The sequence below is a fragment of the Kutzneria kofuensis genome (assembly GCF_014203355.1).
Classification (GTDB): Bacteria; Actinomycetota; Actinomycetes; order Mycobacteriales; family Pseudonocardiaceae; genus Kutzneria; species Kutzneria kofuensis.
Genome location: NZ_JACHIR010000003.1, coordinates 512,279 through 538,798, shown reverse-complemented (window position 1 = coordinate 538,798; position 26,520 = coordinate 512,279). Strand labels below are relative to the sequence as shown.

The following is a 26,520-nucleotide window of genomic DNA, read 5'->3' as shown; positions in this document are numbered from 1 at the left end:
GATGAGCGGCTGGCATGGCAGACTCGCCTTGATCATCCTGAGAGGAGTCGAGGCGTGACGCTGGCGCTGGTCGGTGAGGACAAGACCGCCCGCGAGCGCCTGCGGGAGTTCCTGCGGATCTACGCCTCCGTCAACACCCGCCTCGCCTACGCGACCGACCTGGGCATCCCCCTGGACTGGGTGCCCGGCTACACCCCGCCGGACCCGAGCCGCCGGCGGGGCCGCAGGCGGGCCGAGCCCACCGGCCTGGAATGGCTGAACTGGTGCGGCGCCAACGGTTTCCGGTTCGCCGACGTCCGGGTCGAGCACGTGGAGCGCTGGCTGGACGAACTCGCCGGCGCCGGCTACAGCGACGCCACCCGCGGCCGGATGTTGTCGGCGGTGTCGGCGTTCTACGCCAAGTACCTGCTGCGGGAGGGCCTCGCCACGCAGAACCCGGTGTCCCTTGTGGACCGGCGGGCCCAGCACCTGAACAAGCCCGCCGGCACGCCGTCGACGACGAAACGCTGGTCGTTCCAGGCCTGCCGGGCCCTGCTGATGGCGGCCTACCTGCTGGCCGAGCACCGCCGGGACGGCGTCCGTGATCGGGCCATGATCGAGATCCTGGTCGGCACCGGGGTCCGCGCGGACGAACTCGTCGGCGTGAACCTGGACGACTACCGCCGCGCCGCCGCGCACGACATCGGCATCCTCCGAGTGCACGGCAAGGGCGGCAAGGATCGCGAAGTCGCCCTCGCCCCGCCGGTCGCCGACGCGTTGGAGGACTACCTGCGCGTCCGTGCCGAACCTGCGGTGCCGGCGCTGCCGGGCCAGGTCAACGCCGCCGTCCGGCCGATCTTCGTCACCAGCACCGGCCGGCGCGTCCACGCCTCGCACCTGCAGGCCGTGCTCACGAGGCTGTGCCGGACGTTCACCGAGACGCCGCGCCAGCAATGGCTGCGGGACCTGATGGCCACACCGGAGGCGGAGTTCATCGCCACCCACCTGGGCCCGCTGCGCGACACCATCCACCCGCACTCGGCCCGCCACTCCTACGCCACGCACGCCGTGGAACGGGGCGTGCCGCCGAGGCAGGTGCAGCGCGACCTCGGCCACGCGGCGTTGGCCACCACCGAGGGCTACCTGCACGACGAGGACAACGTCCGCAACTCCGCCGCACACGAGCTGGCCCCGGCGCTGCACCGTGGCTGGCTGGCTACTTCCTCCTGAGCAGCGCCGCGATCCCGGCGGCCACCAGCATTCCCGCCTGCACGTCCAACAGGACGTCCAACCCGACCACGTCGACCAGGAAGCCGGCGAGCAGCGTGCCGACCGTGGTCAGCCCGGCGATGCCGGCGAACACGGTCGCGAGCACGCGGCCGGCCTGCTCGTCGGGGACCCGCAGCTGCACGGCCGTCAGCGCGGCGGAGCTCGCCACCACCGCCGGCGCGCCGACCGCGGCGAAAAGCACTACGTAGAGCCAGAACACGATGGTCAGGTGCGGCAGGTTCCAGATCAGCGCCGAGCACACGCCCAACGTGAGGATGCCCAGTCCCATCATCCGCACCGCGCTGATCCGGTTGGCCACGGCGGCGATCAGCAGCCCGGCGGCGAGCCCGCCGACGGCCTGGATTCCGCGCAGCAGGCCGACATCCGCGTCGCCGCCGCGCAGCGGGCCGGTCACGAACACCACGAACAGGACCAGGAACATGCCCTGTCCCAGGGACATCAGCGCCAACGTCACGCCGGTCGCCCGCAGCTCCGGGTCCCGGAACGCCCTCACGCCGTCGAGCCAGCTGCCGGGGCTGGCCCGTTCGGGCTCGACGTGCACCCCGAACCGGGGCACGAGCAGCAGGGCGGCGATCACCAGCGCCGCCAGGTAGCCGACGATCACCCAGCCCAGGCCCCACACACCCAGCACGAGCCCGCCCAGCGAGCTGCCGGCGAGCCGGGAGATGCTGCTGTTGAAGCCCATCAACCCGTTCGCCGACGCCAGCCGCTCCGGGCCCACCAGGGCCGGCACCAGCGCGTTGCGGGTCGGCTCGAACAGCGACGCCAGCGCCGACTGTGCCGCCATCACGACGTAGATCAGTACCTCGTGACTGCCGAACAGCAGCGGTACCGACACCGCCGCCTGCCCGAGGCATACGAGGTACAGCACCCGCCGCCGGTCGAACCTGTCCGCGATCACCCCGGCCGCCGGGCTGACCAGCAGCATCGGCAGGATGCCGGTCACCATCACCAGCGCCGTCGAGCCCGCCGACCCGGTCGCCTGGTAGACGTACACCGGGAGCGCGACCTGCAGCATCCACTCCGCGGTCTCCGCGAACAGCCCGGACACCCATAGCCGCATGAACGCCCCATGGCGCAGCAGGGTCGTCATGAGCTGAACGTTCCGTCGGCCTCGATTCTCGGGAACGACCGCCAGCTGCCGTGCACGGTCCGCGCGTCCGCCGGGGCGTCGGTGCGGATCGTCGTCACGTACGGGCGGACCAGCGCGTCGATCGCCGCGTTCAGCGCGGCCAGCTCGTCGGGGGAGACCCGCAGCGAGTACGTGCTGAACGTGGCCGCCCGCTGCCACTCGGGATCCAGCGAGCCGGCGGTGTCCAGGAAGCGTTCGGTCAGCTCCCGGTCGGCGCCGATGCTCGTGCCGGCCGCCGCCAGCTGCGCGGCGCGGACGTCCAGGTCGCCGTCGAGATCGCCGAAGTCCAGGCCGACCTGGGTGGCCCGCCACGGGCGCTCCCGGCCGTCGGTGGCCTCCACCCGCTCCACCAGGCCCCAGGTGCCCAGCTGCCGCAGGTGCCAGCTGCAGTTGGACGCCGTCGAGTCCACCGCCGCCGCGCACTCGCTCGCCGTGCGCGGGCCGACCGCCATCAGGTAGTTCAGCAGTGCCGACCGCAGCGGATGCGCCAGCGCGCGCATCAGTTCCACGTCCCGGACCCGTGTCCGGGCCGGCAGTTCGGCCATCGCCGCCCCCAGATCTGAAAGACTTCTTTCAGACCCACCCTGTCAGCATTCGCCGTCGCCGGCAATCCCGCCGAAGGTCGGCCGTCCGGTTGGTACGGTGGCGACGTGCCAGAAACGATCACGCTGCCCGATTCGCTGCGCGCCCTGATCAGCAGCGGACCGATGGCCCACCTGAGCACGGTGAACGCCGACGGCAGCCCGCAGGTCTCGGTGATCTGGATCGGCCTGGACGGGGACGACCTGGTCAGCGGCCACCAGCACTACGGCGCCAAGATCCGGAACATGGAGCGGGACCCGCGGGTGGTGCTGTCCTTCGACGCGCCGAGGGTGCCGGGCGTGTTCCTCGACGAGAACGCGGTGCTGCGCGCCGAGGCGGTCGTCGAGCCGACGGACGGCGCCTGGGATCTGCTGGACCGGCTGGCGAAGGTCTACATCGGACCGGACGCCACCTTCCCGGTGGAGCGCCGGCCCGGTTTCATCGTGCGCTACAAGGTGCAGCGCATCGGCGGCGTGGGCCCGTGGGCGAGCTGATGCGGTTCGAGGTCCAGGCCATCCTGTTCGACATCGACGGCACGCTCGTGGACTCGACCGGTGTGGTGGAGCGGACGTGGCGGGCGTGGGCGGCCGAGCACGGTCGCGACGCCGACGCGATCCTGCGGGTCTGCCACGGCCGGCGCAGCGAGGACACGATCGCCGACCTGCTGCCACCGTCCGAACGGGACGCCGCGGTGCGGGAGCTGGCCCGGATGGAGCTGGCCGACCTCGACGACGTCGTCGCACTGCCCGCGGCCAAGACCCTGCTGAGCGAGCTGCCCGCGGACCGGTGGGCGGCGGTGACCTCCGGCTCGCAGGAGCTGATGCGCGCCCGGCTGGCCGCCGCCGGCCTGCCGGTGCCGGACGTGCTGATCGCCGCCGACGACGTGAGCGCCGGCAAGCCCGATCCCGAGGGCTACCTCAAGGCGGCCGCGGCCCTCGGCCACGACATCGCGGACTGCCTGGTCGTCGAGGACGCCCCCGCCGGGCTGCGGGCCGGCCGCGCCGCCGGCGCCCGCACGCTGGCCGTCGCGACCTCCCACGACGCGGCCGAGCTCACGGCGGACGCGGTGGTCGAGGACCTCACGTCGTGCCGGGTCGACCGCGTCGCGGACGGCCTCGTGGTCACGGTCAGTGCCGGTCCTGGATGAGACCGATCTCGTTGCCGTCGACGTCGAGCACGCTGGCCACGGTCCGGCCGTTGCCGACCTCCTTGGGCTCCTGCGCGATGGTCGCGCCGGCCTTCAGCAGCGCGTCCAGGCCGGCCTCCAGGTCGTCCACGTGCCGGTAGCAGGCCGGGCCGTTGGTGCTGCCGTTGGGCACCAGGCCGATGTGCTGGCCCTCGCTGTCGAAGCCGACGTAGTACGGCGACTCGACGCTGGGGGCCGCGCCCAGCAGCGCGGTGTAGACGGCCTTGGCCTTCTCCACGTCCTTCACCGGGAACAGGATGGTCTGGATCATCGCCATGGTTTCCTCCTCGGTCACATCGGGCGCCTGCCGCCCGTCACTGCTATGACGAAGCCCGGACGGAGGATGTGACCGTGAACGAAGAATGGCTGGCCGGACAGTTCGAGGCCAATCGGGACCACCTGCGCTCGGTGGCCTACCGCATGCTCGGTTCGGCCAGCGACGCCGAGGACGCGGTGCAGGAGTCGTGGCTGCGGCTGTCCCGCGCCGACACCAGCGAGGTGGAGAACCTCGGCGGCTGGCTGACCACGGTGACCGCCCGGGTGTGCCTGGACATGCTGCGGTCCCGCAAGTCCCGGCGTGAGGACTCCCTTGAGGACTTCGGATCGCACGAGGCGCCGCGGCAGGAGGCGGCGGTCGCCGGCCCCGAGCAGGAGGCGTTGCTGGCGGACTCGGTCGGCCCGGCCCTGCTGGTGGTGCTGGAGACCCTGGCCCCGGCCGAGCGGCTGGCGTTCGTGCTGCACGACCTGTTCGCGGTGCCGTTCGACGAGATCGCGCCGATCGTCGGCCGCACGCCGGCGGCGACCCGGCAGCTGGCCAGCCGGGCGCGGCGTCGGGTCCAGGGCGCGGACCGCCCGGAGTCCGACCTCGGCCGGCAGCGTCAGGTCGTGGACGCCTTCCTGGCCGCCTCGCGGGACGGCAACTTCGACGCGCTGCTGTCGGTCCTCGCCCCGGACGTCGAGTTGCGCGCCGACGAGACGACGGTCGCGGCGTCCGTCGCCAACCACGCCAAGGGCGCGCCGCTGCTGTCGGCCCGCATGACCGGCGCCCGCGAGGTGGCCACGGCGTTCGCCGGCAGGGCCCGCGGCGCGCTGCCGGCCCTCATCGACGGCAACGTCGGCGCGGTGTGGATGTACCGGGGCGAGATCATGGGCCTGTTCGTGTTCGAGGTGGAGGACGACCGGATCGTCGGCCTCGAGCTCGTCAACGACCAGGACCGGGTCAGGGCCGCCGAGGTCGAGGTGCTGCCTTCGCGGTGAGGTAGCGCTGCTCGGGCAGGCTCAGGGTGCGGCGCGCGGCCGACTCGTAGTGGACGCGCGCCGCCTCGGGGTCGCCGGCCAGCTCCAGCAGGTGCGCCCGCACGGCGTCCACCCGGTAGTGGCCGGCCAGTTCCGACTCGGCCCGGGACAGTTCGGCCAGTGCCGTCGACGGGCCGCGGACCATCGCCACGGCGACGATCCGGTTCAGCGTCACCATCGGCCCGGGCGCGGCGGCGTTGAGCAGCTCGTACAGGCCGAGGATCTGTGTCCAGTCGGTGTCCTCGGGTCGTTCGGCCTCGTCGTGCACGGCCGCGATCGCCGCCTGCAGCTGGTACGGGCCGATGGTCGCCGTCTGCAAGGCCCGGGTGATGAGCTCCGTGCCCTCGGCGATCGCCGCCCGGTCCCACAGCCGGCGATCCTGCTCGGCCAGCGGCACCAATGTGCCGTCCGGCAGCGTCCGGGCCGGGCGGCGGGCGTCGGTGAGCAGCATCAGCGCCAGCAGCCCGGTGACCTCGCCGTCCTCGGGCATCCGCTGGTACAGCTGCCGGGTCAGCCGGATCCCCTCGCTGGTCAGCTCCACGCGGTTCAAAGCGGAGCCGGAACTGGTCGTGTGTCCCTCGTTGAAGATCAGGTACAGCACGGCGAGCACCGCCGCGAGCCGTTCGTCGCGCTCCGCCGCCGGTGGCGGAGCGAACCGCGCGCCAGCGGCCTTGATCTTCGCCTTGGCCCGGCTGATCCGCTGCCCGACCGTCGACTCCGGCACCAGCAGCGCCCGCGCGATCTCCGCCGTGGTCAGGCCGCCGACCGCGCGCAGCGTCAGCGCCACCTGTGACACCCTCGTCAGCGAGGGGTGGCAGCACAGCGTCAGCAACGTCAGCGTGTCGTCCTCGGCCGGCACCTCGGCGTCGTCCACCTCCGCGGTGAACACCGCCTCCTCACGCCGGCGCCTCGCCGCCTCGCTGCGCCACACCTCCGTCAGCCGGCGCTGCGCCACCGTGATCAGCCAGCCGGTCGGGTTCGCGGGAATGCCGTCGTTCGGCCACTGCTGCGCCGCCGCGAGCAACGCCTCCTGCACCGCGTCCTCGCAGGTGTCGAAGCCGCCGTTGCGCCGCACCAGCACGCCCAGGACCTGCGGCGCCAGTGAGCGCAGCAGGTCCTCGACCTCCGTCGTGACGTTCACAGGTCCAGGGTGCTCATGTCGAGGATCGGCCGGACCTCCACCGGGCCGCCCAGCTGCGCGTCCGGCGCCTTCGCCGCCCACTCCAGCGCCCGCGCCTCGGACTCGCAGTCCACCAGGTAGAAGCCGGCCAGGTACTCCTTGACCTCGGCGAACGGCCCGTCGCTGGACATCGTCTCGCCGTCCTGCACCCACACCCGCTTGGCCAGCGCCGGATCGGTCAGCCCCTGTGACACCACCAGCTCGCCGGAGGCCGCCAGCTCCTCGGTCAGCTGCATGTAGCCGCGGCCGAACTCCATCCGCTGCTCGTCGGTCAGCGTCTCCCACAGCGCCCGCGACCGCGGGTTGCTGTGGATCAAGATCAGGTACCTCATGGGCTGCCTCCCGAACGTCGCGGAAATCCTCTCACCGGGGCAGTGTCGAAACCGGGAGGGCAGCTTCGACACAGGGGCGACCGAGCACCCGAGCAGAGGGGACACCCCAGCCATGAGCAGCACCGACGAGATCCGTGAGATCATCACCGCGTCCGAGGCGGCCATGAAGGACGGCGACGCGCAGCGGCTGATCGGCCGGTACACCGCCGACGTGGTCAAGTTCGACCTGGCGCCGCCGCTGGGCCGCCGCGGCGAGGCCGCCCGCGACGTGCCGGCACAGCAGGCGTGGTTCGGCACCTTCGACGGGCCGGTGGACTTCCAGGTGACGCAGCTGGAGATCGAGGTCAGCGGCGACCTGGCCTGGGCGCACTCGCTGAACCGCATGTCGGCGACGCCGAAGGGGACCGACTTCGCCTTCGAGATGTGGTTCCGGGCCACGTACGGCCTGCGCCGCACCGAGGACGGCTGGCGGATCGCCCACGAGCACAGCTCGACGCCGTTCTACATGGACGGCTCGCTGCGCGCGGCGACGGACCTCAAGCCGTAGGAGCGCCGAACCAGCGGGTCAACGCGTCGGCGAGGCCGGTCGAGTCAAAGCCGGCCCAGGCGACGAAGCCGTCCGGGCGGATCAGCAGGGCCGGCTGGTCGGGGCCCGTGGCGGACACGACGTCCACCCGGTCCCGCCAGCCGCCGGCCACGGCGCCGACGCCGGCGAGGTCGAGCAGCAGCGGCCGGCCGGTGCGGAGGAGCTCGGCCAGCCGGACCACCCCAGCGGTGGTGGTCACCGACAGCTCCGGCGCGAGGTGGCCGACCAGCGGGTGGTCCACCGTGGACATCTCGTACCGGACGTCGTTGCCGGACATGGTGTCGACGATGTGCTGCCTGGTGTCGTCGGAGTCGAGCAGCTCGCCGAACAGGGTGCGCAGGGCGGTGACCTTCGACCCGGGCGCGAGCAGGGCGGACTGGGCCTGGGTCTGCATGGCGACCCGCTCGGCCACGGGACGCCGCTCCGAGTGGTACGTGTCGAGCAGCCCCTCGGGCGCCCAGCCGTGCACCGAGGCGCCGAGCTTCCACGCCAGGTTGGCGGCGTCCTGCAGCCCCATGTTCAACCCCGGCCCGCCGATGCCGGCGTGCACGTGGGCGGCGTCGCCGGCCAGCAGCACCCGTCCGAGCCGGAACCGGGCGGCGATCCGGGTGTTGTTGCCGCTGATGCGTCGGAGCAGCGGCGGCCGGTCCAGCACCGGTGGCTCCAGCGGCACGTCCGCGCCGAGCACCCGCTTCACGCTGGCGGCCAGCTCGTCCAGCGTCATCGGCACGTCCTCGTCGGGCCCCTCGCCCCACTCCATGGTGTTCACGGTGAGGGAGTCCGCCAGCCGCGCCCAGATGAACACCCCGGTTGTGGTGCGGTAGAAGAAGAACGGCGGGATGTCGCCGTGGCCTTCCACCGGCAGCCCGTCGGGGCGGGCCGTGGGCAGCCGAACATTGGCGGATCGGCTGATGACGTCGTCGTCGGTCACGCCGGGGAAGTCGATGCCGGCCAGCTTGCGGACGGTGCTGCGGCCGCCGTCGCAGCCCACCAGGTACTGGGCGGTGATCTCCTCGGCGCCGGCTTGCACCGTCACGTGGGTCCCGTGGTCGACGAAGCCGGTGACCTCGACGCCGCGGCGGATCTCGGCGCCGAGCCCGACGGCGTGCTCCTCGAGGATCTGCTCCAGCCGCGTCTGCGGGATGAGGACGGTGTACATCGGGTTCGCGGCCAGGTCCCGCAGGTGCAGCCGCATGCCGCCGAACATGTAGAACGGCGTCGGCACCGGCGGCCCGGCCTGGCCGCTGACCTTCTCGTACAGGCCGCGGGCGTCCATCAGCCGCGCCACGACCCCGGCCAGGCCGTTGGCCTTGGGCACGGCCGCCCGTTCCGCCAGCCGCTCCAGCACCAGCGGCCGCACCCCGGCGAGCCGCAGCTCGGCGGCCAGCATCAGCCCGTTCGGTCCGCCACCGGCGATCACCACGTCGAAGTCCATGGCGTCCACCGTACAGAAAGTTGCGCATCACGCAAAGATGCGTGCCGCGCAAATTGATGCCCCGGCGGATTTCTGACTGAGGCGAACCTGTGCCAGGGTTGCCGGCGTGAGTGATCTGCGGGTGACGACCCGCAACGCCCGGTTCCAGCAGTGGGAGGCGTTGCTCGGCAACCGGACCAAGCGGCAGCGCACCGGCGAGTTCCTGGTGCACGGCGTCCGGCCCATCACGCTGGCGGTCGAGCACGGCTGGCCGCTGTCGGCGCTGCTCTACCCGGCCGGCCGGCGGCTGTCGAAGTGGGCCGGCGAGCTGCTCGACACCGTGCGGACGACCCGCGTGTCGATGGACCCGGATCTACTGGCCGAGCTGGGGGAGAAGGAGGACGAGGCGCCGGAGCTGATCGCCGTCGCCCAGCTGCCGCCGGACGACCTGGACCGCATCCCGGTGCCCGAGGACTTCCTCGGCGTCGTGTTCGACCGGCCGGCCAGCCCCGGCAACATCGGCACGATCATCCGCTCCGCCGACGCCTTCGGGGCGCACGGCGTGATCGTCGCCGGTCACGCCGCCGACGTCTACGACCCCCGGACCGTGCGGGCCAGCACCGGCTCGCTGTTCGCGCTGCCGGTGGTCCGCGCCGAGTCGGCCGGAAATGTACTCGAATGGATTCGAGCCCAACCCGTAACGGTTCGCATCGTGGGCACCGATGAGCACGGCACAGCGGTTGTCGACCGGCACGACCTGACCGGACCGACGCTGCTGGTGGTCGGCAACGAGACCGCGGGCATGAGCAACGCCTGGCGCGCGGCCTGCGACGACGTGCTGAGCATCCCCATCGGCGGGGCGGCCAGTTCGCTGAACGCCGCCAACGCGGCGTCCATTGTTCTCTATGAGGTAGCACGACAGCGCAGACTGTGATGTATCTGCGAGCCCTCTCCATTCATCTTGGTTTACATTGAGTGTTCACCATGGGGAGGTCGAGAAGGTGGACGACGAGACGAGGCCGGCCGAACGCAGCACGGGGGCTGCTCGGAACCAGGTGCTCCGGGGCCGGCTGAGCCGGGCCACGGAACTTGCGGCGCACGCGGTGGCCGCCGCCCAACAGACCGGCGGGGACGAGCTGCCCGCCGCGCTCGCCGTGCAGGCCTGGGCCGCCGCATGGCGCGGCGACTCGCAGCTGGCCGACCAGGCGTCGGTCCGCGCGATGACCCAGCTGGACGCCAACTGGACCCGTCGACTGCTGGTGGAGCTACTGGGGGCGCGGCTGCACCTGGGCGACGTCGACGGCTGCCAGCGGCTGGCCAACGCCGCCGGCGTGGACACCGACCCGGGCCGGGTGGCGCCGGTGCTGCGGCCCTGGGTCTGCGAGTCGATGGTGAACGTGGAGCTGACCCGCAGCCGGCCGGCTCGCGCCGCCCTGTGGGCCGAGCACGCCGCGGAGACCGCCGCGCCGTCGATGTGGGGCCACACCGCGGTGATGCACCTGGCCAACGGCCAGGTCGCGCTGGCCCGCAACGACCTCCAGGTCGCGCAGTTACGCGCCGGCCGGTCTGCCGAGGCGTTCACCGAGGCCGGCATGCCCGGCTACGCCGCCCGCGCGCACGCCGTGGTCGGGGCCGCCCTGATCGGCATGGGCGAGCGGGACGCGGCGCTGCGCGAGCTGAGCGTGGCCCGCCGGCTGGCCGAGAGCTGCGGCGCCCGCGCGCTGGCCGCCGAGCTGGTCGACTCCCAGCTCAGCCTGTCCGTCCGCCGCGCGCCGCAGGTCCGCAGCATGGACACGCTGACCGTCCGCGAGCACGAGGTGGCCGAGCTGGCCGTGCGCGGCCTGACCAACCGGCAGATCGCGGAGAAGCTGGTGGTCAGCGTGAAGACGGTCGAGGGTCACCTGTCGCGGGTGTTCACCAAGCTGGGGGTGCCGTGCCGGACGGCGCTGGCCGCACCACTGCGCAAGATGGACGCCGAACTCGTCCACTGAGGGACCGTGCCCGCACGGGGCCGGCGCGTGGCCCCGTGCGGAAATAACCTGAACCGCCGGAATTTGGTGACCTGCTGCCCTAATTGGTGATCTTCCTCTACGATCGCGCGGAACCGCCGTTCCACGATCCTGGAGTCACCCGATGCCCAACCGTGTTGTCACGGCGACGGCGGCCACCGCCGTGCTGCTCGCCATGACCGGAGCCACCGCCGACGCGTCCGTGCTGCCCGTGCCGTACCACGGCAGCGCCGGCCAGGTCATCACGGTGATCGCCGACAGCCCCACGGCCACCACCGCGGTGCTCACCGCGTGGCAGCGCACCGGTCCGCTGTGGGACCAGTGGCAGGTCGTGCACGGCCCGATCACGGCCAACGTCGGCTCCGACGGCATCGGCCAGGCCAGCGAGACCACGGCCAAGACCCCGGCCGGCGTGTGGACGCTGACCGAGGCGTTCGGCATCCAGGCCAATGACGGCACCCGGCTGCCCTACCGCCAGGTCGGCACCTCCGACTGGTGGGTGTCGGACGCGAAGTCCCCGCTCTACAACACCTACTACCACTGCGACCCCGGCACGTGCCCGTTCAACGAGGCCGCCGGCGAGGACCTGGGCAAGGCCGGCCCGGTCTACAACCACGCCGTGGTCATCGACTACAACCGCCAGCCGGTCGTGCCCGGCGCCGGCTCGGCGTTCTTCCTGCACGTCTCCGCCGGCAAGCCGACCGCGGGCTGCGTGTCCATCCCGGCCGACGACCTCAAGGCCGTGATGGCCTGGCTCGACCCGGCCCAGCACCCCGTGATCGACATCGCCGTTCACTGACCGGGGCGGTTCACTAGCAGGTCGACAGGAACCGGTCGAGGACCTTCGCGCCGAAGTGCAGGCCCTCGACCGGGACCCGCTCGTTGACGCCGTGCGCCATGGCGCGGTAGTCGAAGCCCTCGGGCACCCACAGGGGGGAGAAGCCATAGCCGGGGATGCCCAACCGGGCGAAGGCCTTGGCGTCCGTGCCACCGCCCAGGCAGTACGGCACCACCACGGCCGCCGGGTCGGCCCAGCGCAGGGCGTCGGCGATGGCGTCGAACCACGGCGAGTCCACCGGCGCCTGCACCCCCGGCTGCGGGTTGATCAGCTCCCTGGTCACGTGCGGGCCGATCAGCTCGTCCACTCCTGCCAGCAGTTCCTCCTCGCCGCCCGGCAGCACCCGCGTGTCGATCAGCGCCTCCGCGCTGCTGGGGATGACGTTGACCTTGTAGCCGGCGGTGAGCGCCGTCGGCGTCGTGCTGTTGCGGATCGTCATCTCCACCAGCGAAGCCGCTCCGCCCAGCCTGGCCACCGTTGCGTCCACATCGGACAGATCAACCTCGACGCCCAGCGCCGCGCCGACGCGCTCGATGTAGGCCTGCACGGACGGGATGAGCCGCACCGGCCAGCGGTGCTCGGCCAGCCGCTGCACCGCTTGGACCAGCCGGGTCACGGCGTTCTCGTCGTTGCGGCGCGAGCCGTGACCGGCCCGACCGCGGGCGGTCAGCCGCAGGTGCGAGGAGCCGCGCTCGGCCGTGCCGACCGGGTAGAAGTGGATGCCGTCCACCCGATGCGTGTGCCCGCCGGACTCGCCGATCGCCGCCGCGCAGTCCCGGAACAGGTCGGGGTGCTCGGACACCAGCCAGTGCGCCCCGTAGTCGCCGGCGTCCTCCTCGTCCGCGACGAACGCCAGCACCACGTCCCGGCGCGGCCGCCGTCCCTCGGCGTGCCAACCGGCGACCACCGTCAGGACCTCGGCGACCATGTCCTTCATGTCCACCGCGCCGCGGCCCCACAGGTAGCCGTCGCTGATCTCGCCCGAGAACGGATCCATGTCCCAGTCCGCCGCCTGCGCCGGCACCACGTCCAGATGCGCCTGCACCAACACCGGTGGCAGCGACGCATCGCCACCCGGGACGCGGGCGATCACGTTGGTGCGCCTGGGCTTGCGCTCGAGCAGCGTCGGCTCCACACCGGCCGCGGCCAGCTCGGCGGCGACGAACTCGGCCGCCTCCCGCTCACCCTCGCTGTCGCCGCCGCCCCGGTTGGTGGTGTCGAACCTGATCAGCTGGGCACACCGCTCGACGACGTCCATCCACCCTCACCCGTAGACCTTCTCCACCGCGCCGCTCGCGATCGCGGTCACGATCTTGAACGCCTTCATCGCCTCGGTCATCGTCGGGGCGTCGTAGCCGACCCGCAACAGGGACACCCGCTCCACGGTCGGGATCACGGCGGCGGCCGCGGCCAGGTGCGCGGCGTCGAAGGCGACTTCCATGTGGTGACTGGACACCACCGGCTCGACGCGGCCGGCACGGGACATCGCCAGCCGGGCCTGCTCCTCGATCAGCTTGGAGCTCCGCGCGGGCGGCAGGCAGATGGCCGAGTACCGGCTCACGCACTCCTTCACCGCCGCCTTGCGCGCGTCGGGAACGTACTCGTCGGCGTCGTCGCAGGTCTTGTCGTCGCCCGTGACCAACAGGACGGGCACGCCGTGCTCGGCGGCGACGGCGGCGTTGAGCCGGCCCTCGCTGGCCCGCACGCCGTCCAGCCACACACCCGTGACCGAGTTGCCCAGATAGGTGTGCGACAGCACGCCCTCGGCGCCGGCGCCGGTGTGGTAGCCCAGGAACACCACGCCGTCCACGCCGGAGTCGATGCCCTGCATCATCGACAGCGGCTTGTGCTTGCCGGTCAGCATCCGGGCCCGCTCGTCGAGGTCCTCCAGCAGCAGGTTGCGCTGCGTGTCGTGGGCCTCGTTCACCAGCACGTCGTCGGCGCCGCCGTCGACCAGCCCGCGCACGCACGCGTTGACGTCGCCGTTGAACATCCGGCGGAACCGCTGCCACTGCTCGGTGCCGGGTTCGACGTCAGCCGGCCAGGTGACTCCGGTCGCGCCTTCCATGTCCGCCGAGATGAGGATTCGCACGCTCGGTACGTTACGGGTTGGCTGCCGTTGTCGACAATTGTTGACACATTGCCTTACTGGGTGGTTACTTCTTGCCAAACACGGGGAAGGGGAGGTGCGCGGTGATGCGCATCAGACGGATCGGCATCGGCCTGATCGCGGCGGGCCTTGCGGTGCTGAGCGCGCCCATTGTGGCGCAGGCGCAGGACACACCGCAGCCCAAGGTGCTCCGGGTGGCGGTCACCGGCACGATCGCGACGATGAACCCGTTCATGGCCTACCACCTCGGTGACACCGAGATCGGGCGGGTGATGTACGCGTTCCTCACCTCCTACTCGCGCGACGACTTCAGCCCCGCGCCGGGCCTGGCCGACAAGTGGCAGGTCTCCGACGACAAGCTCACCTGGACCTACCACATCCGGTCCGGGATGAAGTGGTCGGACGACCAGCCGATCACCGCCAAGGACGTCGCCTGGACGTTCAACAAGATCATGACGGACAAGACGGCCGCCACCGCCAACGGCAACTTCGTGGCCAACTTCGACACCGTCACCGCGTCCGACGACAACACCGTCGTGATCAAGACCAAGACGCCGCAGGCCACCATGCTGGCGCTGGACGTGCCGATCGTGCCCGAGCACGTCTGGTCCAAGGTCACCGACATCGGCAAGTACGACAACCTGCAGTACCCGGTTGTGGGCAGCGGGCCGTTCACGCTGACCAACTTCACCCAGGGCCAGTCGATCACGCTCAAGACCAACCCCGACTACTACGGCGACAAGCCGGCCTACGACCAGCTGCAGTTCCGGCACTACGACAACGCCGACGCGGCCGTGCAGGGCCTGAAGAACGGCGACGTGGACGTGGTCAGCGGCCTGACCCCGGCCCAGTACACCGCGCTGCAGAGCACGCCCAACGTCACCACGGTCAAGGCGCGCCAGGGCCGGCAGAACGACCTGCTGATCAACTACCAGGCGCAGACCAACACCCACCAGCCGATCGGCGACGCCAACCCGGTGCTCAAGGACCCGAAGGTGCGGCAGGCCATCGCGCAGTCGGTGGATGTCAAGACCCTGGTGGACAAGGCCTACGGCGGCCTGGCCGAGCCGGGCAGCGGCTTCGTGCCGGCGGTGTTCGGGCAGTGGCACTGGAGCCCGGGCCCCGGCCAGGAGCAGAAGTTCGACCTGGCCGCCGCCGGCAAGCTGCTCGACGACGCCGGCTACGCCAAGGGCCCCGACGGCGTCCGGCTGGACAAGCAGGGCAAGCCGATCAACCTGCGGCTCCTCGTGGACAGCGGCATCCCGGCACAGACCGCGTCGGCCAACTTCATCAAGGGCTGGCTGAACCAGATCGGCCTCGGCGTGACCCTGCAGGCGCTGAGCTCCGAGGCGGTCACCGACGCCGGCACCAGCGGCAAGTACGACCTGCAGATGAACGCCTGGACCGGCAACCCCGACCCGGACGCGTTGCTGTCCATCCAGACCTGCGGGGTGCTGCCCGACGCCGACGGCAACGGCAACACCGAGAACTACATGTGCGACCCGCAGATCGACCAGCTGTACAAGGCGCAGCTGTCCGAGATGGACCAGGCCAAGCGGGTCCAGGACGTCAAGGACCTGCAGGCCCGGCTGTACGCGCTGGACAGCTCCATCGTGATCGCCTACCCGAACTCGCTGGAGGCCTACCGCTCCGACCGCTGGGCCAGCTTCGGCCTGCAGCCCTCCCAGGGCGGCTCGATCACGCACCAGAACGGCTACTACGGCTACCTGCTGGCCAAGCCGGCCGACTCCGCGTCGTCCGGCGGCGGCGCCAACACGGGCCTGATCGTCGGCATCGTCGTTGTGGTCGTCGTGGTGCTGGGCGTCGGCGCGTTCCTGCTGTCCCGTCGGCGTCGGGCCGGCGCCGACGAGCGGGAGTAGCCCGTGACCTCACCGGCAACGGCGCCGGCACTGGCCGAGCCGAGCACGTCCGCGCGCCGCTCCGGCGGCACGCGGTACGTGCTCGGCAAGGTCGGCGGCGCGGTGGTCAGCCTCTTCGTGGTGTTGGTGCTGGGCTTCTTCCTGTTCCGCGTGCTGCCGGGCGACCCGGTCCGGCTGCTGACCCGCAACACCTCGGTCGGCGCCGCGCAGGTCGCCCAGATGCGGCACGACTTCGGCCTGGACAAGCCGGTGCCGGCGCAGTTCGTGGACTACCTGGCCAACCTCGCCCGCGGCGACCTCGGCACGTCGCTGAAGTTCCAGCAGCCGGTGTCCCAGCTGATCCTGCAGCGCCTGTGGCCGACCCTGCTGCTGGTCGGCGTCGCCACCGTCATCTCGATCCTGTTGGGACTGTGGCAGGGCACGCGGGCCGGCTGGCGGCGCGGCAGCGGCTTCGACCGGTTCTCCACCGGCTTCGCGCTGACGCTGTGGTCCGCGCCGACGTTCTGGCTGGGCATGATCCTGCTGGCGGTGGCCGGCTCGTGGTTCCCCACTCAGGGCATCCTCGACCCGGACACGCCGCCGGAGTTCTTCCCGCAGGTCTTCGACGTGCTGCACCACCTGGTGCTGCCGTGCCTGACGCTGGTCGCCGTGCTGTACGCGCAGTACCTGCTGGTGATGCGGTCCTCGCTGCTGGAGGAGATGAACTCCGACTACCTCACCACCGCCCGCGCCAAGGGCCTTCGTGACGACCTGGTGCGCGGCCGGCACGCGGTGCCCAACGCGCTGCTGCCGACCGTGACCCTGATCTTCATCAACCTGGGCTTCGTGGTCGGCGGCGCGGTCACCGTCGAGGCCGTCTACTCCTGGCCCGGCCTCGGCCAACTGCTGTACGAGGCGATCACCGACCACGACGGCCCGCTGCTGCAGGGACTGCTGCTGGTGCTGGCCGGCGCGGTGCTCGTGATGAACCTGATCGGCGACCTGCTGCTGCGGGTCATCGACCCGAGGGTGCGTGCCGCATGACCGCTTCCATTGCCTGGCAGCGCCGCCGCGCCGCCGCCAACCGGGTGTGGGCCCAGTTCCGCACCGACCGCGGCGGGCTGGTCGGCCTGGCCGTGCTGTGCGTGATCGTGCTGCTGGCCGTGCTCGCCCCGCTGATCACCAACTCGTCGGGGCTGGACGTCACCCAGGCCACGGGCGGCATCCTCAAGCCGCCCGGTAACGGCTTCCTGCTCGGCACCGACGAGAGCGGCCGGTCCGTGCTGCTGTTGCTGCTGTGGGGATCCCGCGTATCGCTGCTGGTCGGCCTGGCCGCCACGCTGCTGTCGGTCGGCGTCGGCACCATCGTCGGCGTGCTGATGGCCCACTTCGGCGGCTGGACGCAGGCCGTGCTGATGCGCGTGACCGACTTCTTCCTCATCCTGCCGTCGCTGGTGCTGGCCGCGGTGCTGTCCACGGTGCTGACGCCCGGCATCGGGTCGATCATCATCGCCATCGGCGCGACCGCGTGGCCGACCACCGCCCGCCTGGTCCGGTCGCAGACCCTGGCGGTGGAGTCGCGGCCGTACATCGAGCGGTCGTGGGCGCTGGGCGCCGGGCACCTGCACGTGATCGGCAAGCACGTGCTGCCGGCGGTGGCGCCGCTGGTGTTCGCCAACACGACGCTGAACGTGGCGAACTCGATCATCACCGAGTCCACGCTGTCGTTCCTCGGCCTCGGCGACCCCAACTCGCCGTCGTGGGGCGAGATGCTGCACAACGCCCTGCAGAGCGGCGCGGTCACCGCCCGGGCCTGGTGGTACCTGCTGCCGCCGGGCGTGGCGATCGGCGTGGTGGTGCTGGCGTTCATGATGTGCGGGCGGGCCCTGGAGGCCGTGCTCAACCCGCGGCTGAGGGAGCGGTGATGGGCGAGCCGTTGCTGGAACTGCGGTCCGCGACCGTCGACTACCGCACGTCGACCGGCCTCGTGCCGGCCGTGCGCGGCGTGGACCTGCGTATCGACGCCGGGCAAACACTGGGGCTGGCGGGAGAGTCGGGCTGCGGCAAGTCCACGCTGGCGATGTCGGTGCTGCGGCTGCTGCCCCGCACCGCGGTCATCGGCGGGGAGATCTTGCTCGGCGGCGAGAACGTGACCGACATGAGCTGGGGCCGGCTGCGGGCTGTGCGCTGGGCCGAAGCGTCGGTGGTGTTCCAGGGCGCGATGCACGCGCTGAACCCGGTCCAGCGCGTCGGTGAGCAGATCGCCGAGCCGATCCGCCTGCACGCCAAGGGAACTGTGACCGGTGTGGACCAGCGGGTCGGCGAGTTGCTGGAGCAGGTGGGCCTGCCGGCGCGGCGGGCGCGGGCGTACCCGCACGAGCTGTCCGGCGGGCAGCGGCAGCGGGTGATGATCGCGATGGCGCTGGCCTGCTCGCCGGGACTGATCATCGCCGACGAGCCGACCACCGCGCTGGACGTGATGGTCCAGGCGCAGGTGCTGACCCTGCTGTCGAAGCTGGTGGACGAGCTGGACATCGGGCTGCTGATGATCAGCCACGACCTGTCCGTGCTGGCGTCGACCTGTCAGCGGCTGGCCGTGATGTACGCGGGCCGGATCGTCGAGCAGGGCCCGGCCGCCGACGTCCTGCGGCGCCCGGCGCATCCGTACACGAAGGCGCTGGCGGCGGCGTTCCCGACGATCGGGGACGCCTCGTCCCGACTCGCCCCGCGCGGGCTGGCCGGCGATCCGCCGGATCCGGCCGACCTGCCGTCGGGCTGCCCGTTCCACCCGCGCTGCCCGGCCGCGATGCCCGAGTGCTCGACCACCGACGTGCTGCTGCGGCCGGTCGGCGACGACCGGATCTCGGCGTGCCTGCTGGAGGTGCAGCCGTGACGCTGCTTCGTGCCGACAACGTCGCCGTGCACTTCGGCGGCGCTCGCGCCGTGGACGGCGTGGAGCTGGACATCCGGGCGGGCGAGATCATCGCGCTGGTCGGCGAGTCCGGCTGCGGCAAGACGACCCTGGCCCGGACCCTGCTGGGGCTGCAGAAGCCCACCTCCGGGCGCGTGCTGTACGAGGGAAAGCCGCTGCCGACCGGCAGCCGCGGGCTGCGCGAGTACCGGCGGCACGCGCAGTTGGTGCTGCAGGACCCGACCGGTGCTTTGAACCCGCGGCACAGCGTGTACGAGGCCATCGCCGAAGGGCTGCGCATCCACCGCGTCCCCGGCGACGAACGGGAACTGGTGGCGAATGCCTTGTCCCGGGCCGGTCTGCGGCCGCCGGAGCGGTTCTTCGGGCGCGTCCCGCACGAGCTGTCCGGCGGCCAGCGGCAGCGGGTGGTCATCGCCGGCGCGCTGGCGCTGGACCCCAGCGTGCTGATCGCCGACGAGCCGGTGGCGTCGCTGGACGCCTCGGTGCGTGGCGAGATCTTGGCTCTGCTGCTGCGGTTGCGGGACGAGCTCGGGCTGGCGGCGCTGGTCGTCACCCACGATCTCGGGCTGGCGTGGAACATCGCCGACCGGGTCGCCGTGATGTACCTCGGGCGGATCGTCGAGAGCGGCCCCGTCGAGCAGGTGCTGACCGCGCCCCGGCATCCCTACACCCAGGCCCTGCTGTCGGTGCTGCCCGAGTCGGAGACACCGGCGATGGTGCTGGCGGGGGAGACGCCCGACCCGAGCCGCGTGCCGGCCGGCTGCCGGTTCCACCCCCGCTGCCCGCTGCTGGCGTCCGGGCTGCCCGACGAGGTGGCTCACCGGTGCCGGACGGTCGATCTGCCCATTGTGGACGGTTCCGCCGAGGACGTCGCCTGTCACGCCGTCGGGGTCACGGCTCCACGGTGAGCACGCGGGGGCCGTCCTCGGTGATGGCCACCGTGTGCTCGGAGTGGGCCGTGCGGGAGCCGTCCGCGGAGCGGATCGTCCAGCCGTCGGGGTCGAAGACGATGCGGTCGGTGGTGCGGGCGAACCAGGGTTCCAGCGCCAGCGTCATGCCCGGCCGCAGCCTGAGGCCCCGGCCGGCGCGGCCGCGGTTGGGGACGTGCGGCTCCTCGTGCATGGTCCGGCCCAGGCCGTGGCCGCCGAACTCCGTGTTGACGGGATAGCCGTAGTCGGCGGCCACGGCCCCGATCGCCGCCGAGATGTCGCCCAGCCGGTTGTCGGGCTGGGCCGCGTTGATGCCGGCGGCCAGCGCCTCCTCGGTGGCGCGGACCAGTCGCACGTCCTCGTCGGCCGGCGTGCCCACGATGACCGTGCGGGCCGAGTCCGCGACCCAGCCGTCGATGCTCACGGCGATGTCCATGCTGAGCACGTCCCCGTCCCGCAGCACGTAGTCGTGCGGGAGGCCGTGCAGCACCGCGTCGTTGACCGACAGGCAGATGACGTTGCGGAAGGGGCCGTTGCCGAAGGACGGGGCGTAGTCCCAGTAGCACGACTCCGCGCCGCGCTCGCGGATCAGCTCGCGGGTGCGGTGTTCCAGGTCCAGCAGGTTGACGCCCGGCTCCGCGAGCTTGGCCAGCTCACCCAGCACGGTGGCGATGAAGCCGCCGGCCACACGCATCCGCTCGATCTCGGCGGGCGACTTCAACTCGATCACGGACACCCCTCGGTTCGGTATTTCTATACCGACTCTAGCTCTTGCCGGTATAGAAATACCAGCCCTATCCTGGTCGGGTGGTCCGCAACCCGCTCACCCCGGAACAGCTCGAAGCCGGCCGGCGACTCGGCCAGCGGCTGCGCGCCGCCCGGGGCGACCGGCCCCTGGCCGAGGTGGCGCTGACCGCCGGCATCTCCCCGGAGACCCTGCGCAAGATCGAGACCGGCCGCCTGCCCACGCCCGCCTTCGGCACCATCGCCTGCCTCAGCGAGGCACTCGGGCTGTCCGTCCAGGACCTCGCCGAGGCGTGGACGGCGGCGCTGCGGCTGAAGAACGCCTCCTGACGCGGCCCACGCACGACACCGGCAACTTCGCGGCATTCCAGGCAATCCCCGGCCACGCGCCACTAGCGTTCGGCCACGAGGAACACGGTTACTCGATGGGGGTTGGCGAATGCTGTCGAAGTTGGGAACCATCGCCATGGTCGGGCTCGCCACATGCGTGTCGCTCGCGGTCGTCACGGCACCGGCGGCGTCCGCGGACGGTCTGTGCACTGTCACAGGGGACAACGTCAAAGCCCGCACCGGTCCGGGCACCGCGTACAACTTGCGCGCCACCACCTATGCGGGTGCACTGATGTACAACCAGGGCGGCGCGTGGGGCGACAATCCCGTGGACGGCAGGTGGTGGGTCTACGGGGGCCTGGTCAATGGTGCCGACGACGTCTGGATCCGGTCGGATCTGCTCCGCTGCCAGTAGCGACGGCCGACTGGAGGGCTGCGGACTCGTGGGTCCGCAGCCCTCCGGTCACGTTCTGATCAGCCCGTGCAGCAGGCGTGCCGGCTGTGCGCGACGTAGTGCTCGTCGTGCCACCAGAACGCCGCGTTGGACGGGTGGTCCGGCACCGGGGCGACGATCCGGTTGGCCGTGACGCCGGTCGACGAAGCGGCGAACGGCTTCAGCAGATCGTCCACAGTGAACAGTCGACCGTTGCTGACCACACTGCGCACGTTCGCGGCCTGCTTGATGTCGGTCAGCGGATCGCCGCCGAGGACGGACAGGTCGGCGTACATGCCGGGAGCGATCCGACCCAGCGGCTCGCCGAGCAGGTCGCCGGCGTTGCGGGTGGCGGTCACCAGCGCCTCGTACGGGGTGAGCCCGTACTTCACCATGGCCCGCAGGTTCATGTGCGTGCTGACGGCGGTGTGGTCGATCGGGGAGTCGGTGCCGGTGACGATCCGGCCACCGCCCCGGATCGTGGCGGCGATCTGCGCGACCTGCTTGGCCAGGTCGTTCAGGTTCGCGGTCTGGTCGGTGGTGGCGGCGCTCTGCGCCGAGGCGACCAGCGAGGCGTACTCCCACGTCGGGTACAGCGTCTTGACCCGCCGGTCGGTGACCAGGCTCGGGTCCTCGCCGAGCAGCGCCCCCGACAGGAACAGCGTCGGCGTGCGGCCGGCCCCGGTCCGGTTGAACAGGTCGATGACGTCCTGGTAGCCGGCGCCGAGCGCGGTGATGGTGCGGGAGTAGCCGAGCCGGTTGGTGGCGCCGATGTGCTCCATGCCGTCGCCGCCGAACGCCAGCGCCGGATAGTGGTAGTGCGAGGTGGACAGCAGGCCGCGGCCGTGGGCCCAGCCGATCACCTGCTTCTGCCATTCCGGGCGCAGCCGCACGTAGCACTTCATCAGGTCGTAGTCGAGCGCCCCGGCCCGTTCCAGCTCCAGCGCGAGCTGCCGGGTGTCGTAGGTGGGCCGCATGAAGTTGTAGAAGATGCGGGAACCGTCGATGGCCTCGCCGGTGGCGAAGTACCGCGGCCCGACCCGCCGGCCGGACTGGATGGACTCGCGCTCCTCCACCATGTGGTACGCCGGGCTGCCCGGCGACCGCGTGGTGGTGATGCCCAGCGACAGCCACAGCCGGCCCTGCCGCGCCCCGTAGCTGTAGCCCTGCATCTCGCGGTGATTGTGGATGTCGACGATGCCGGGCATGACGACGCCGTCGCGGGCGTCGATCAGCTGTCCGTCGACGCCGGGGCCGCTGGGGTGCACGGACCTGATCCGGTGGCCCTCGACGACGACGTCCACATCGGACTGCAGGGTCGGGCTCTGGCCGTCCCAGAGCTTGCCGGCCCGGATCACCAGCCGGCCGCGGGGCTGGGTGTTGGTCCAGCTCAGCCCGACGGGGATGGTGCGCGGCGCGCCGCCGTCGAGACCGATCATCCGCAGCCGGCCGTTGTTCAGGTACAGCAGGTGCTTCGAGTCGCCGTGCCAGGTCGGCGCGTCGGTGACCTCGTCGTTGACCGGCTTCGGGGTGCCGGCGAAGGTGCCGTCCGGGTGCACGTCGACCACGTGCAGCAGGCTGCCGACGACAAACGCCATCTTCTTGCCGTCCGGCGACCACACCGGGCCGTCGTCGCCCCGGGTCTGCAGCGACCGGTGCGGCAGCGGGTCGACGTACTGCGCGGCGCCGGTGACCCGGTTGACCAGCAGGATCTTGCTCAGGCCCTCGCGGTAGCGGGTGGAGTACGGCACGATCGCCGCCAGCGCGATCACCGTGCCGTCCGGCGACCAGGTCGGCCGGCCCGGCTCGAACGTCGCGGTGAACACCTTCTGCACCGCGCCGGTGGCGACCTCGACGGTGAACAGGGCGCCGGTCTGGTCCAGGAACGCCAGGAACTTGCCGTCACGCGACCAGGAGCCGGACACCGCCGCCGCGCCGGGCAGGTTGGTCAGCTGACGGTCCTGGCCGGTGGTCAGGTCCCGCAACCAGATGTCGAGCTTGCCGGCTCGGTCGGTGGAGTACGACAGGTAGCGGCCGTCCGGCGACCACGCCGGGTCGGACTTCCACCACTCGTCCCTGGTCAGCGGCTTCGGCGGCTCGCCGACGGTCATCGTGTAGATGTCGTTGAGCGCGCGGAAGGCGACCTTGGCGCCGTCCGGCGACAGCACGGGGCTGCCGATGCCGACCACCGGCTTGGGTCGCGGCGAGTCGAAGTCCCGGCGGCGCTTGGTGTACTCGGCCGGACGGACGTCCACCGGCGCGGTGAACGCGACCTCGGTGGCCGGTCCGCCGGCCAGCGACCGCCGCCGCAGCGCGCCGTCCGAGCTGTACAGGAACTCGTTGCCACGCCAGGAAACCCGGAACGGGAACGCCTCCTCGCCGGTGACCAGCGGCTTGCCCGACAGGTAGAGCTCGGAACTGGCCGGGGCGTTCGGCGGCGCCGCCGCGGTGACCAGGTTGTAGACGAGGTCCTTGCCGTCGGGCGTCCACGCCGGGCTGTGCAGCTGCTGCGTCGCCGCCACGGTGATCGCGGTGCTGCGGCTGCCGTCGGCCACCGTGACGACGTCGATGCGGGTGCCGGCCGCCACGAACGCGACCTTGGCGCCGTCCGGCGACCAGGCCGGCTCGTACTCCTCGACCGGCGTGTCGGTCAGCTGGGTGATCTTGTTGGTGGCCAGGTCCAGCAGGTGGATGCCGTAGCTGCCGGTGAGGTCCGAGGAGAAGACGATCTTGCCGCCGTCCGGCGAGAACCGCGGCTCCCGGTGGTCGAACGGGCCCTCGGTGAGCTGCCGGAGGCCGGTGCCGTCGCGGTTGACGGTCCAGATGTTGAAGTTGCCGTCGCGGTAGGACTGGAACGCCAGCCGCTTGCCGTCCGGCGACCAGTCCGGCTGCGCGATGTCCATCAGGTCGTCGGTGATGCGCTTGGCCGCGCCACCGCCGGCCGGCAGCAGCCAGAGCACGCCGAGCAGGTCCATCGCGATGGTGGCGCCGTCGGGAGAGAGCTGCCCGGCGACGTTGGTGCCCTGCCTGATCGCCAGCGGCGTGCCGGCGCGGTCGGGCTGCGCCGCCGCCACGGGCGGACTCGCCAGCTCGACACCGGTGATCGCGACGGCGCCGGCGACCCCGGCCAGGAATTCCCGCCTGTTGACAGCGGACATGACGTCCCCACCCCCAAGTGAGCCGTTTTCGTCAGGCTAGATCAACTGGGCGACGGGTCACCGGGCTTCCGACTCATTGGCGGCCAACCATGACCTGATCAACCCTCGGAGTGGCGAGCCACCGCCCGCTGCATCCGGGCGATGTGCTCGCGCAGGTAGCCGACCAGCTCGACCGGCTCCAGCACCTCGAACTCGAAGCCGAACATGCTGATGAACACGGCCATGCCGACCAGCGAGTCCGCGCCGGCGTGGAGGATGCAGCTGTTGTCGTCCACGGGTTCCAGCCGGCCCGAGGTCGGCGTGACCCGCTCGGCGACCCGGTCGATCGGCGCGTGCAGCAGGAACTTGCCCTCGAACTTGTACGCCCGGCCGGTCACGCCCTTGGACACGAACGTCGCCGCGTCGGCCGGCGGGGTGCGGGGCTGGAACCGGGGACCGGTCGGCGTCTTCGGCTCGACCCGGTCCAGGCGGAACGTCCGCCAGTCGGCCCGGTCGAGGTCCCACGCCAGCACGTACCACCGCCGCCCGATGTTGACGAGGCTGTGCGGCTCCACCTGGCGCCGGCTGGCGGTGCCGTCGTGGGAGCGGTAGTCGAAGCGCAGCCGCATGTGCTCCCGGCACGCGCCGGCCACCTGCGCCAGCACCTCGGCGTCCACGCTCGGCCCGTACGAGGAGGTCTGCACGACCACCGCCTGCAGCGCCGACACGCGGTGTCGCAGTCGCGACGGCAGCATGTGCTCCAGCTTGGTCAGCGCCCGGATGGAGGTCTCCTCGATGCCGGTGACGCTGCCGGCGGCCGCGGTGCGCAGGCTGATCGCCACGGCGACGGCCTCCTCGTCGTCCAGCAGCAGGGGCGGCAGCGACGCCCCGACCCCGAGCCGGTATCCGCCGGCGACGCCGGGGGAGGCGTCCACGGGGTAGCCGAGGTTGCGCAGGCGGTCGACGTCCCGGCGCACGGTCCGGACGTCCACCTCGAGCCGGGTCGCCAACTCGGCGCCGGACCAGTCCTGACGGGCCTGGAGCAGCGACAGCAGGCGCAGCAGCCGGGCGGAGGTCTCCAACACGAGGCCCAGTCTGCCACCCATTCAGGACAGTTCCTGCCCGCAAGGCTGCCTAGGCTGTCGCCATGACCGTGCTGACCCGCCGAGCCCTCAACCGGGCGCTGCTGCACCGGCAGCTGCTGCTGCGGCGCTGGAAGCTGACCCCGGCCAAGGCGATCGAGCGACTGGTCGGACTGCAGGCGCAGGCGACGAACCCGCCGTACTTCGCGCTGTGGACCCGGCTCGACGGCTTTCGGCGCGAGCAGCTCAGCCGGATGCTCAGCGACCGACGGGTGGTTCGGCTGGCTCTGATGCGCTCGACCCTGCACCTGGTCACCGCCGACGACTGCCTGGCCATCCGGCCCGTGCTGCAGCCGATGCTGGAGACGGCGTACGCCCGCAGCTTCCACGCCCGTGAGACGCAGGGACTCGACCTCGACGAGGTCGTCAAGGTCGCACGGGAGCTCATCGAGGCGGAGCCGCTGACCAACGCCGCCCTCGGCCGCGCGCTCACCGACCGCTGGCCAGGACGGGACGTCACCGCGCTGCTACAGGCCGTCCGGGCCAGGCTCGCCATCGTGCAGCTCCCGCCGCGCGGGCTCTGGGGCGTCGGCGGCCAGCCGACCGGAACGACCGCTGAAACCTGGCTGGGTCGACCGTTCGCGCCGATGAGCCCGGACGATCTCGTGCTGCGCTACCTCGCCGCCTTCGGGCCGGCGAGCGTCCAGGACGCGCAGGCGTGGTCGGGGCTGACCCGGCTGCGCAAGGTCTTCGACCGCCTCGAGTTGCGGACCTTCACCGACGAGGCCGGCGTGCGGCTGTTCGACCTGCCCGACGCGCGCCGCCCGCACTCGGACACCCCGGCGCCGGTCCGCTTCCTGCCCGAGTTCGACAACTCGCTGCTCTCGCACGCCGACCGCACCCGGATCATCGCCACCGAGCACCGTCCGCGCGTCTTCACCAACAACGGCATCATCCGCGGCACGGTCCTGGTCGACGGCTTCGTCGCCGCCACGTGGAAGCTCGGCGCCGACGCGCTCACCGTCACGCCGTTCGGCAACCTTTCCGAGCGGGACGAGGTCGAGGCGGAGGCGCACCGGTTGGCCGCCTTCGCCGGCGCGGACGTGCCGGTTCAGTTCGTTGCCAAAGCAGCAACATAGT

The 26,520-nt window shown here is 71.7% G+C and carries 25 protein-coding genes and 1 pseudogene; 15 read left to right on the top strand and 11 right to left on the bottom strand.

What is annotated here, in order from left to right; genetic code table 11:
• The first annotated feature begins 54 nt into the window (after positions 1 to 54).
• A complete protein-coding gene (locus BJ998_RS44615) occupies positions 55 to 1,209 on the top strand; it encodes a tyrosine-type recombinase/integrase (protein WP_184870213.1) in 1,155 nt (384 codons plus the stop codon).
• Here the strand turns inward: BJ998_RS44615 and BJ998_RS44610 are convergent.
• Together BJ998_RS44610 and BJ998_RS44605 are read right to left on the bottom strand one after the other, a co-directional pair.
• Positions 1,196 to 2,362 carry an MFS transporter gene (locus BJ998_RS44610; protein WP_184870212.1) on the bottom strand — a complete coding sequence of 389 codons (1,167 nt, stop codon included), beginning with the start codon at positions 2,360 to 2,362 and terminating at the stop codon, positions 1,196 to 1,198. The genes BJ998_RS44615 and BJ998_RS44610 overlap by 14 nt on opposite strands.
• Positions 2,359 to 2,946, bottom strand: a complete 588-nt coding sequence (locus BJ998_RS44605; protein ID WP_184870211.1) for an ArsR/SmtB family transcription factor — start codon at positions 2,944 to 2,946, stop codon at positions 2,359 to 2,361. The genes BJ998_RS44610 and BJ998_RS44605 overlap by 4 nt, the downstream gene beginning before the upstream one ends.
• Before the next feature lie 105 nt (positions 2,947 to 3,051).
• Here BJ998_RS44605 and BJ998_RS44600 point away from each other — a divergent pair, with 105 nt between their 5' ends.
• Together BJ998_RS44600 and BJ998_RS44595 are read left to right on the top strand one after the other, a co-directional pair.
• Entirely contained in the window at positions 3,052 to 3,477 is a 426-nt protein-coding gene (locus tag BJ998_RS44600) for a PPOX class F420-dependent oxidoreductase (protein ID WP_184870210.1), read from the top strand.
• Positions 3,465 to 4,130, top strand: a complete 666-nt coding sequence (locus BJ998_RS44595) for an HAD family hydrolase (protein WP_312890686.1) — start codon at positions 3,465 to 3,467, stop codon at positions 4,128 to 4,130. Before BJ998_RS44600 ends, BJ998_RS44595 begins: the two co-directional genes overlap by 13 nt.
• Here BJ998_RS44595 and BJ998_RS44590 read toward each other — a convergent pair.
• Entirely contained in the window at positions 4,111 to 4,446 is a 336-nt protein-coding gene (locus BJ998_RS44590; protein ID WP_184870209.1) for a VOC family protein, read from the bottom strand. The two genes, BJ998_RS44595 and BJ998_RS44590, sit on opposite strands and share 20 nt — an antisense overlap.
• Positions 4,447 to 4,520: 74 nt before the next feature.
• Here BJ998_RS44590 and BJ998_RS44585 point away from each other — a divergent pair, with 74 nt between their 5' ends.
• The gene (locus BJ998_RS44585; protein WP_184870208.1) at positions 4,521 to 5,426 is read left to right on the top strand and encodes a sigma-70 family RNA polymerase sigma factor; all 906 of its coding nucleotides are present in this window, start codon (positions 4,521 to 4,523) and stop codon (positions 5,424 to 5,426) included.
• Here BJ998_RS44585 and BJ998_RS44580 read toward each other — a convergent pair.
• Both BJ998_RS44580 and BJ998_RS44575 read right to left on the bottom strand, forming a co-directional pair.
• Positions 5,389 to 6,606, bottom strand: coding sequence for an RNA polymerase sigma factor (locus BJ998_RS44580; protein ID WP_184870207.1), 1,218 nt, complete (start codon positions 6,604 to 6,606; stop codon positions 5,389 to 5,391). The two genes, BJ998_RS44585 and BJ998_RS44580, sit on opposite strands and share 38 nt — an antisense overlap.
• On the bottom strand, positions 6,603 to 6,977 hold the full coding sequence (locus BJ998_RS44575; RefSeq protein WP_184870206.1) for a YciI family protein: 375 nt from the start codon (positions 6,975 to 6,977) through the stop codon (positions 6,603 to 6,605). Before BJ998_RS44575 ends, BJ998_RS44580 begins: the two co-directional genes overlap by 4 nt.
• A 112-nt stretch (positions 6,978 to 7,089) precedes the next feature.
• Here BJ998_RS44575 and BJ998_RS44570 point away from each other — a divergent pair, with 112 nt between their 5' ends.
• A complete protein-coding gene (locus BJ998_RS44570) occupies positions 7,090 to 7,524 on the top strand; it encodes a YybH family protein (protein WP_184870205.1) in 435 nt (144 codons plus the stop codon).
• Here the strand turns inward: BJ998_RS44570 and BJ998_RS44565 are convergent.
• Positions 7,514 to 8,998, bottom strand: a complete 1,485-nt coding sequence (locus BJ998_RS44565; protein ID WP_184870204.1) for an FAD-dependent monooxygenase — start codon at positions 8,996 to 8,998, stop codon at positions 7,514 to 7,516. The genes BJ998_RS44570 and BJ998_RS44565 overlap by 11 nt on opposite strands.
• A 106-nt stretch (positions 8,999 to 9,104) precedes the next feature.
• Between BJ998_RS44565 and BJ998_RS44560 the strand changes: the two genes are divergently transcribed.
• From BJ998_RS44560 to BJ998_RS44550, 3 genes are all read left to right on the top strand, one after another.
• Positions 9,105 to 9,911, top strand: coding sequence for a TrmH family RNA methyltransferase (locus BJ998_RS44560; protein WP_184870203.1), 807 nt, complete (start codon positions 9,105 to 9,107; stop codon positions 9,909 to 9,911).
• A gap of 67 nt (positions 9,912 to 9,978) precedes the next feature.
• Positions 9,979 to 10,968 carry a LuxR C-terminal-related transcriptional regulator gene (locus BJ998_RS49470; RefSeq protein ID WP_184870202.1) on the top strand — a complete coding sequence of 330 codons (990 nt, stop codon included), beginning with the start codon at positions 9,979 to 9,981 and terminating at the stop codon, positions 10,966 to 10,968.
• Positions 10,969 to 11,110: 142 nt separating this feature from the next.
• Entirely contained in the window at positions 11,111 to 11,785 is a 675-nt protein-coding gene (locus tag BJ998_RS44550; RefSeq protein WP_184870201.1) for a L,D-transpeptidase family protein, read from the top strand.
• Positions 11,786 to 11,798: 13 nt separating this feature from the next.
• Here the strand turns inward: BJ998_RS44550 and BJ998_RS44545 are convergent, their stop codons facing one another.
• Together BJ998_RS44545 and BJ998_RS44540 are read right to left on the bottom strand one after the other, a co-directional pair.
• A complete protein-coding gene (locus BJ998_RS44545; RefSeq protein WP_184870200.1) occupies positions 11,799 to 13,082 on the bottom strand; it encodes a M20/M25/M40 family metallo-hydrolase in 1,284 nt (427 codons plus the stop codon).
• Between the two features lie 6 nt (positions 13,083 to 13,088).
• On the bottom strand, positions 13,089 to 13,916 hold the full coding sequence (locus tag BJ998_RS44540) for a M55 family metallopeptidase (protein WP_184870199.1): 828 nt from the start codon (positions 13,914 to 13,916) through the stop codon (positions 13,089 to 13,091).
• A 104-nt stretch (positions 13,917 to 14,020) separates the two neighbouring features.
• Here BJ998_RS44540 and BJ998_RS44535 point away from each other — a divergent pair, with 104 nt between their 5' ends.
• The 4 genes and pseudogenes from BJ998_RS44535 (at position 14,021) to BJ998_RS49685 (ending at position 19,633) form a co-directional block, all read left to right on the top strand.
• Positions 14,021 to 15,814, top strand: coding sequence for an ABC transporter substrate-binding protein (locus BJ998_RS44535; RefSeq protein ID WP_184870198.1), 1,794 nt, complete (start codon positions 14,021 to 14,023; stop codon positions 15,812 to 15,814).
• Between the two features lie 3 nt (positions 15,815 to 15,817).
• Positions 15,818 to 16,837 (top strand): ABC transporter permease, encoded by a 1,020-nt coding sequence (locus tag BJ998_RS44530; RefSeq protein ID WP_376776073.1) that lies wholly within the window; start codon positions 15,818 to 15,820, stop codon positions 16,835 to 16,837.
• Complete coding sequence (locus BJ998_RS44525; RefSeq protein ID WP_184870197.1) at positions 16,834 to 17,718, top strand: ABC transporter permease; 885 nt, start codon at positions 16,834 to 16,836, stop codon at positions 17,716 to 17,718. Before BJ998_RS44530 ends, BJ998_RS44525 begins: the two co-directional genes overlap by 4 nt.
• Positions 17,718 to 19,633, top strand: a pseudogene (locus BJ998_RS49685) (dipeptide ABC transporter ATP-binding protein). The gene BJ998_RS44525 and the pseudogene BJ998_RS49685 overlap by 1 nt, the downstream one beginning before the upstream one ends.
• On the opposite strand, the gene map reads toward BJ998_RS49685, so the two are convergent.
• Positions 19,617 to 20,384, bottom strand: coding sequence for a type I methionyl aminopeptidase (gene map, locus BJ998_RS44510; RefSeq protein ID WP_184870195.1), 768 nt, complete (start codon positions 20,382 to 20,384; stop codon positions 19,617 to 19,619). The pseudogene BJ998_RS49685 and the gene map sit on opposite strands and share 17 nt — an antisense overlap.
• 77 nt (positions 20,385 to 20,461) lie before the next feature.
• Between map and BJ998_RS44505 the strand changes: the two genes are divergently transcribed.
• Both BJ998_RS44505 and BJ998_RS44500 read left to right on the top strand, forming a co-directional pair.
• Positions 20,462 to 20,728 (top strand): helix-turn-helix domain-containing protein, encoded by a 267-nt coding sequence (locus BJ998_RS44505; RefSeq protein WP_184870194.1) that lies wholly within the window; start codon positions 20,462 to 20,464, stop codon positions 20,726 to 20,728.
• A 109-nt stretch (positions 20,729 to 20,837) separates the two neighbouring features.
• Complete coding sequence (locus tag BJ998_RS44500; protein WP_184870193.1) at positions 20,838 to 21,143, top strand: SH3 domain-containing protein; 306 nt, start codon at positions 20,838 to 20,840, stop codon at positions 21,141 to 21,143.
• A gap of 59 nt (positions 21,144 to 21,202) precedes the next feature.
• Here BJ998_RS44500 and BJ998_RS44495 read toward each other — a convergent pair whose 3' ends face one another.
• Positions 21,203 to 24,319 carry an amidohydrolase family protein gene (locus BJ998_RS44495; RefSeq protein WP_184870192.1) on the bottom strand — a complete coding sequence of 1,039 codons (3,117 nt, stop codon included), beginning with the start codon at positions 24,317 to 24,319 and terminating at the stop codon, positions 21,203 to 21,205.
• 98 nt (positions 24,320 to 24,417) lie between these two features.
• Positions 24,418 to 25,383 (bottom strand): helix-turn-helix transcriptional regulator, encoded by a 966-nt coding sequence (locus BJ998_RS44490; RefSeq protein WP_184870191.1) that lies wholly within the window; start codon positions 25,381 to 25,383, stop codon positions 24,418 to 24,420.
• A 62-nt stretch (positions 25,384 to 25,445) separates the two neighbouring features.
• On the opposite strand from BJ998_RS44490, the gene BJ998_RS44485 reads away from it, so the two are divergent.
• On the top strand, positions 25,446 to 26,519 hold the full coding sequence (locus tag BJ998_RS44485; RefSeq protein ID WP_184870190.1) for a winged helix DNA-binding domain-containing protein: 1,074 nt from the start codon (positions 25,446 to 25,448) through the stop codon (positions 26,517 to 26,519).
• The last annotated feature ends 1 nt before the right edge of the window (position 26,520 follow it).

Bases quoted from the DNA above. Each gene is read 5' to 3' on its own strand.
- BJ998_RS44610 (WP_184870212.1), bottom strand. From the start codon at position 2,362: ATGACGACCCTGCTGCGCCATGGGGCGTTCATGCGGCTATGGGTGTCC.
- BJ998_RS44605 (WP_184870211.1), bottom strand. From the start codon at position 2,946: ATGGCCGAACTGCCGGCCCGGACACGGGTCCGGGACGTGGAACTGATG.
- BJ998_RS44590 (WP_184870209.1), bottom strand. From the start codon at position 4,446: ATGGCGATGATCCAGACCATCCTGTTCCCGGTGAAGGACGTGGAGAAG.
- BJ998_RS44575 (WP_184870206.1), bottom strand. From the start codon at position 6,977: ATGAGGTACCTGATCTTGATCCACAGCAACCCGCGGTCGCGGGCGCTG.
- BJ998_RS44570 (WP_184870205.1), top strand. From the start codon at position 7,090: ATGAGCAGCACCGACGAGATCCGTGAGATCATCACCGCGTCCGAGGCG.
- BJ998_RS44565 (WP_184870204.1), bottom strand. From the start codon at position 8,998: ATGGACTTCGACGTGGTGATCGCCGGTGGCGGACCGAACGGGCTGATG.
- BJ998_RS44550 (WP_184870201.1), top strand. From the start codon at position 11,111: ATGCCCAACCGTGTTGTCACGGCGACGGCGGCCACCGCCGTGCTGCTC.
- BJ998_RS44545 (WP_184870200.1), bottom strand. From the start codon at position 13,082: ATGGACGTCGTCGAGCGGTGTGCCCAGCTGATCAGGTTCGACACCACC.
- BJ998_RS44535 (WP_184870198.1), top strand. From the start codon at position 14,021: ATGCGCATCAGACGGATCGGCATCGGCCTGATCGCGGCGGGCCTTGCG.
- BJ998_RS44525 (WP_184870197.1), top strand. From the start codon at position 16,834: ATGACCGCTTCCATTGCCTGGCAGCGCCGCCGCGCCGCCGCCAACCGG.
- BJ998_RS44500 (WP_184870193.1), top strand. From the start codon at position 20,838: ATGCTGTCGAAGTTGGGAACCATCGCCATGGTCGGGCTCGCCACATGC.
- BJ998_RS44495 (WP_184870192.1), bottom strand. From the start codon at position 24,319: ATGTCCGCTGTCAACAGGCGGGAATTCCTGGCCGGGGTCGCCGGCGCC.
- BJ998_RS44485 (WP_184870190.1), top strand. From the start codon at position 25,446: ATGACCGTGCTGACCCGCCGAGCCCTCAACCGGGCGCTGCTGCACCGG.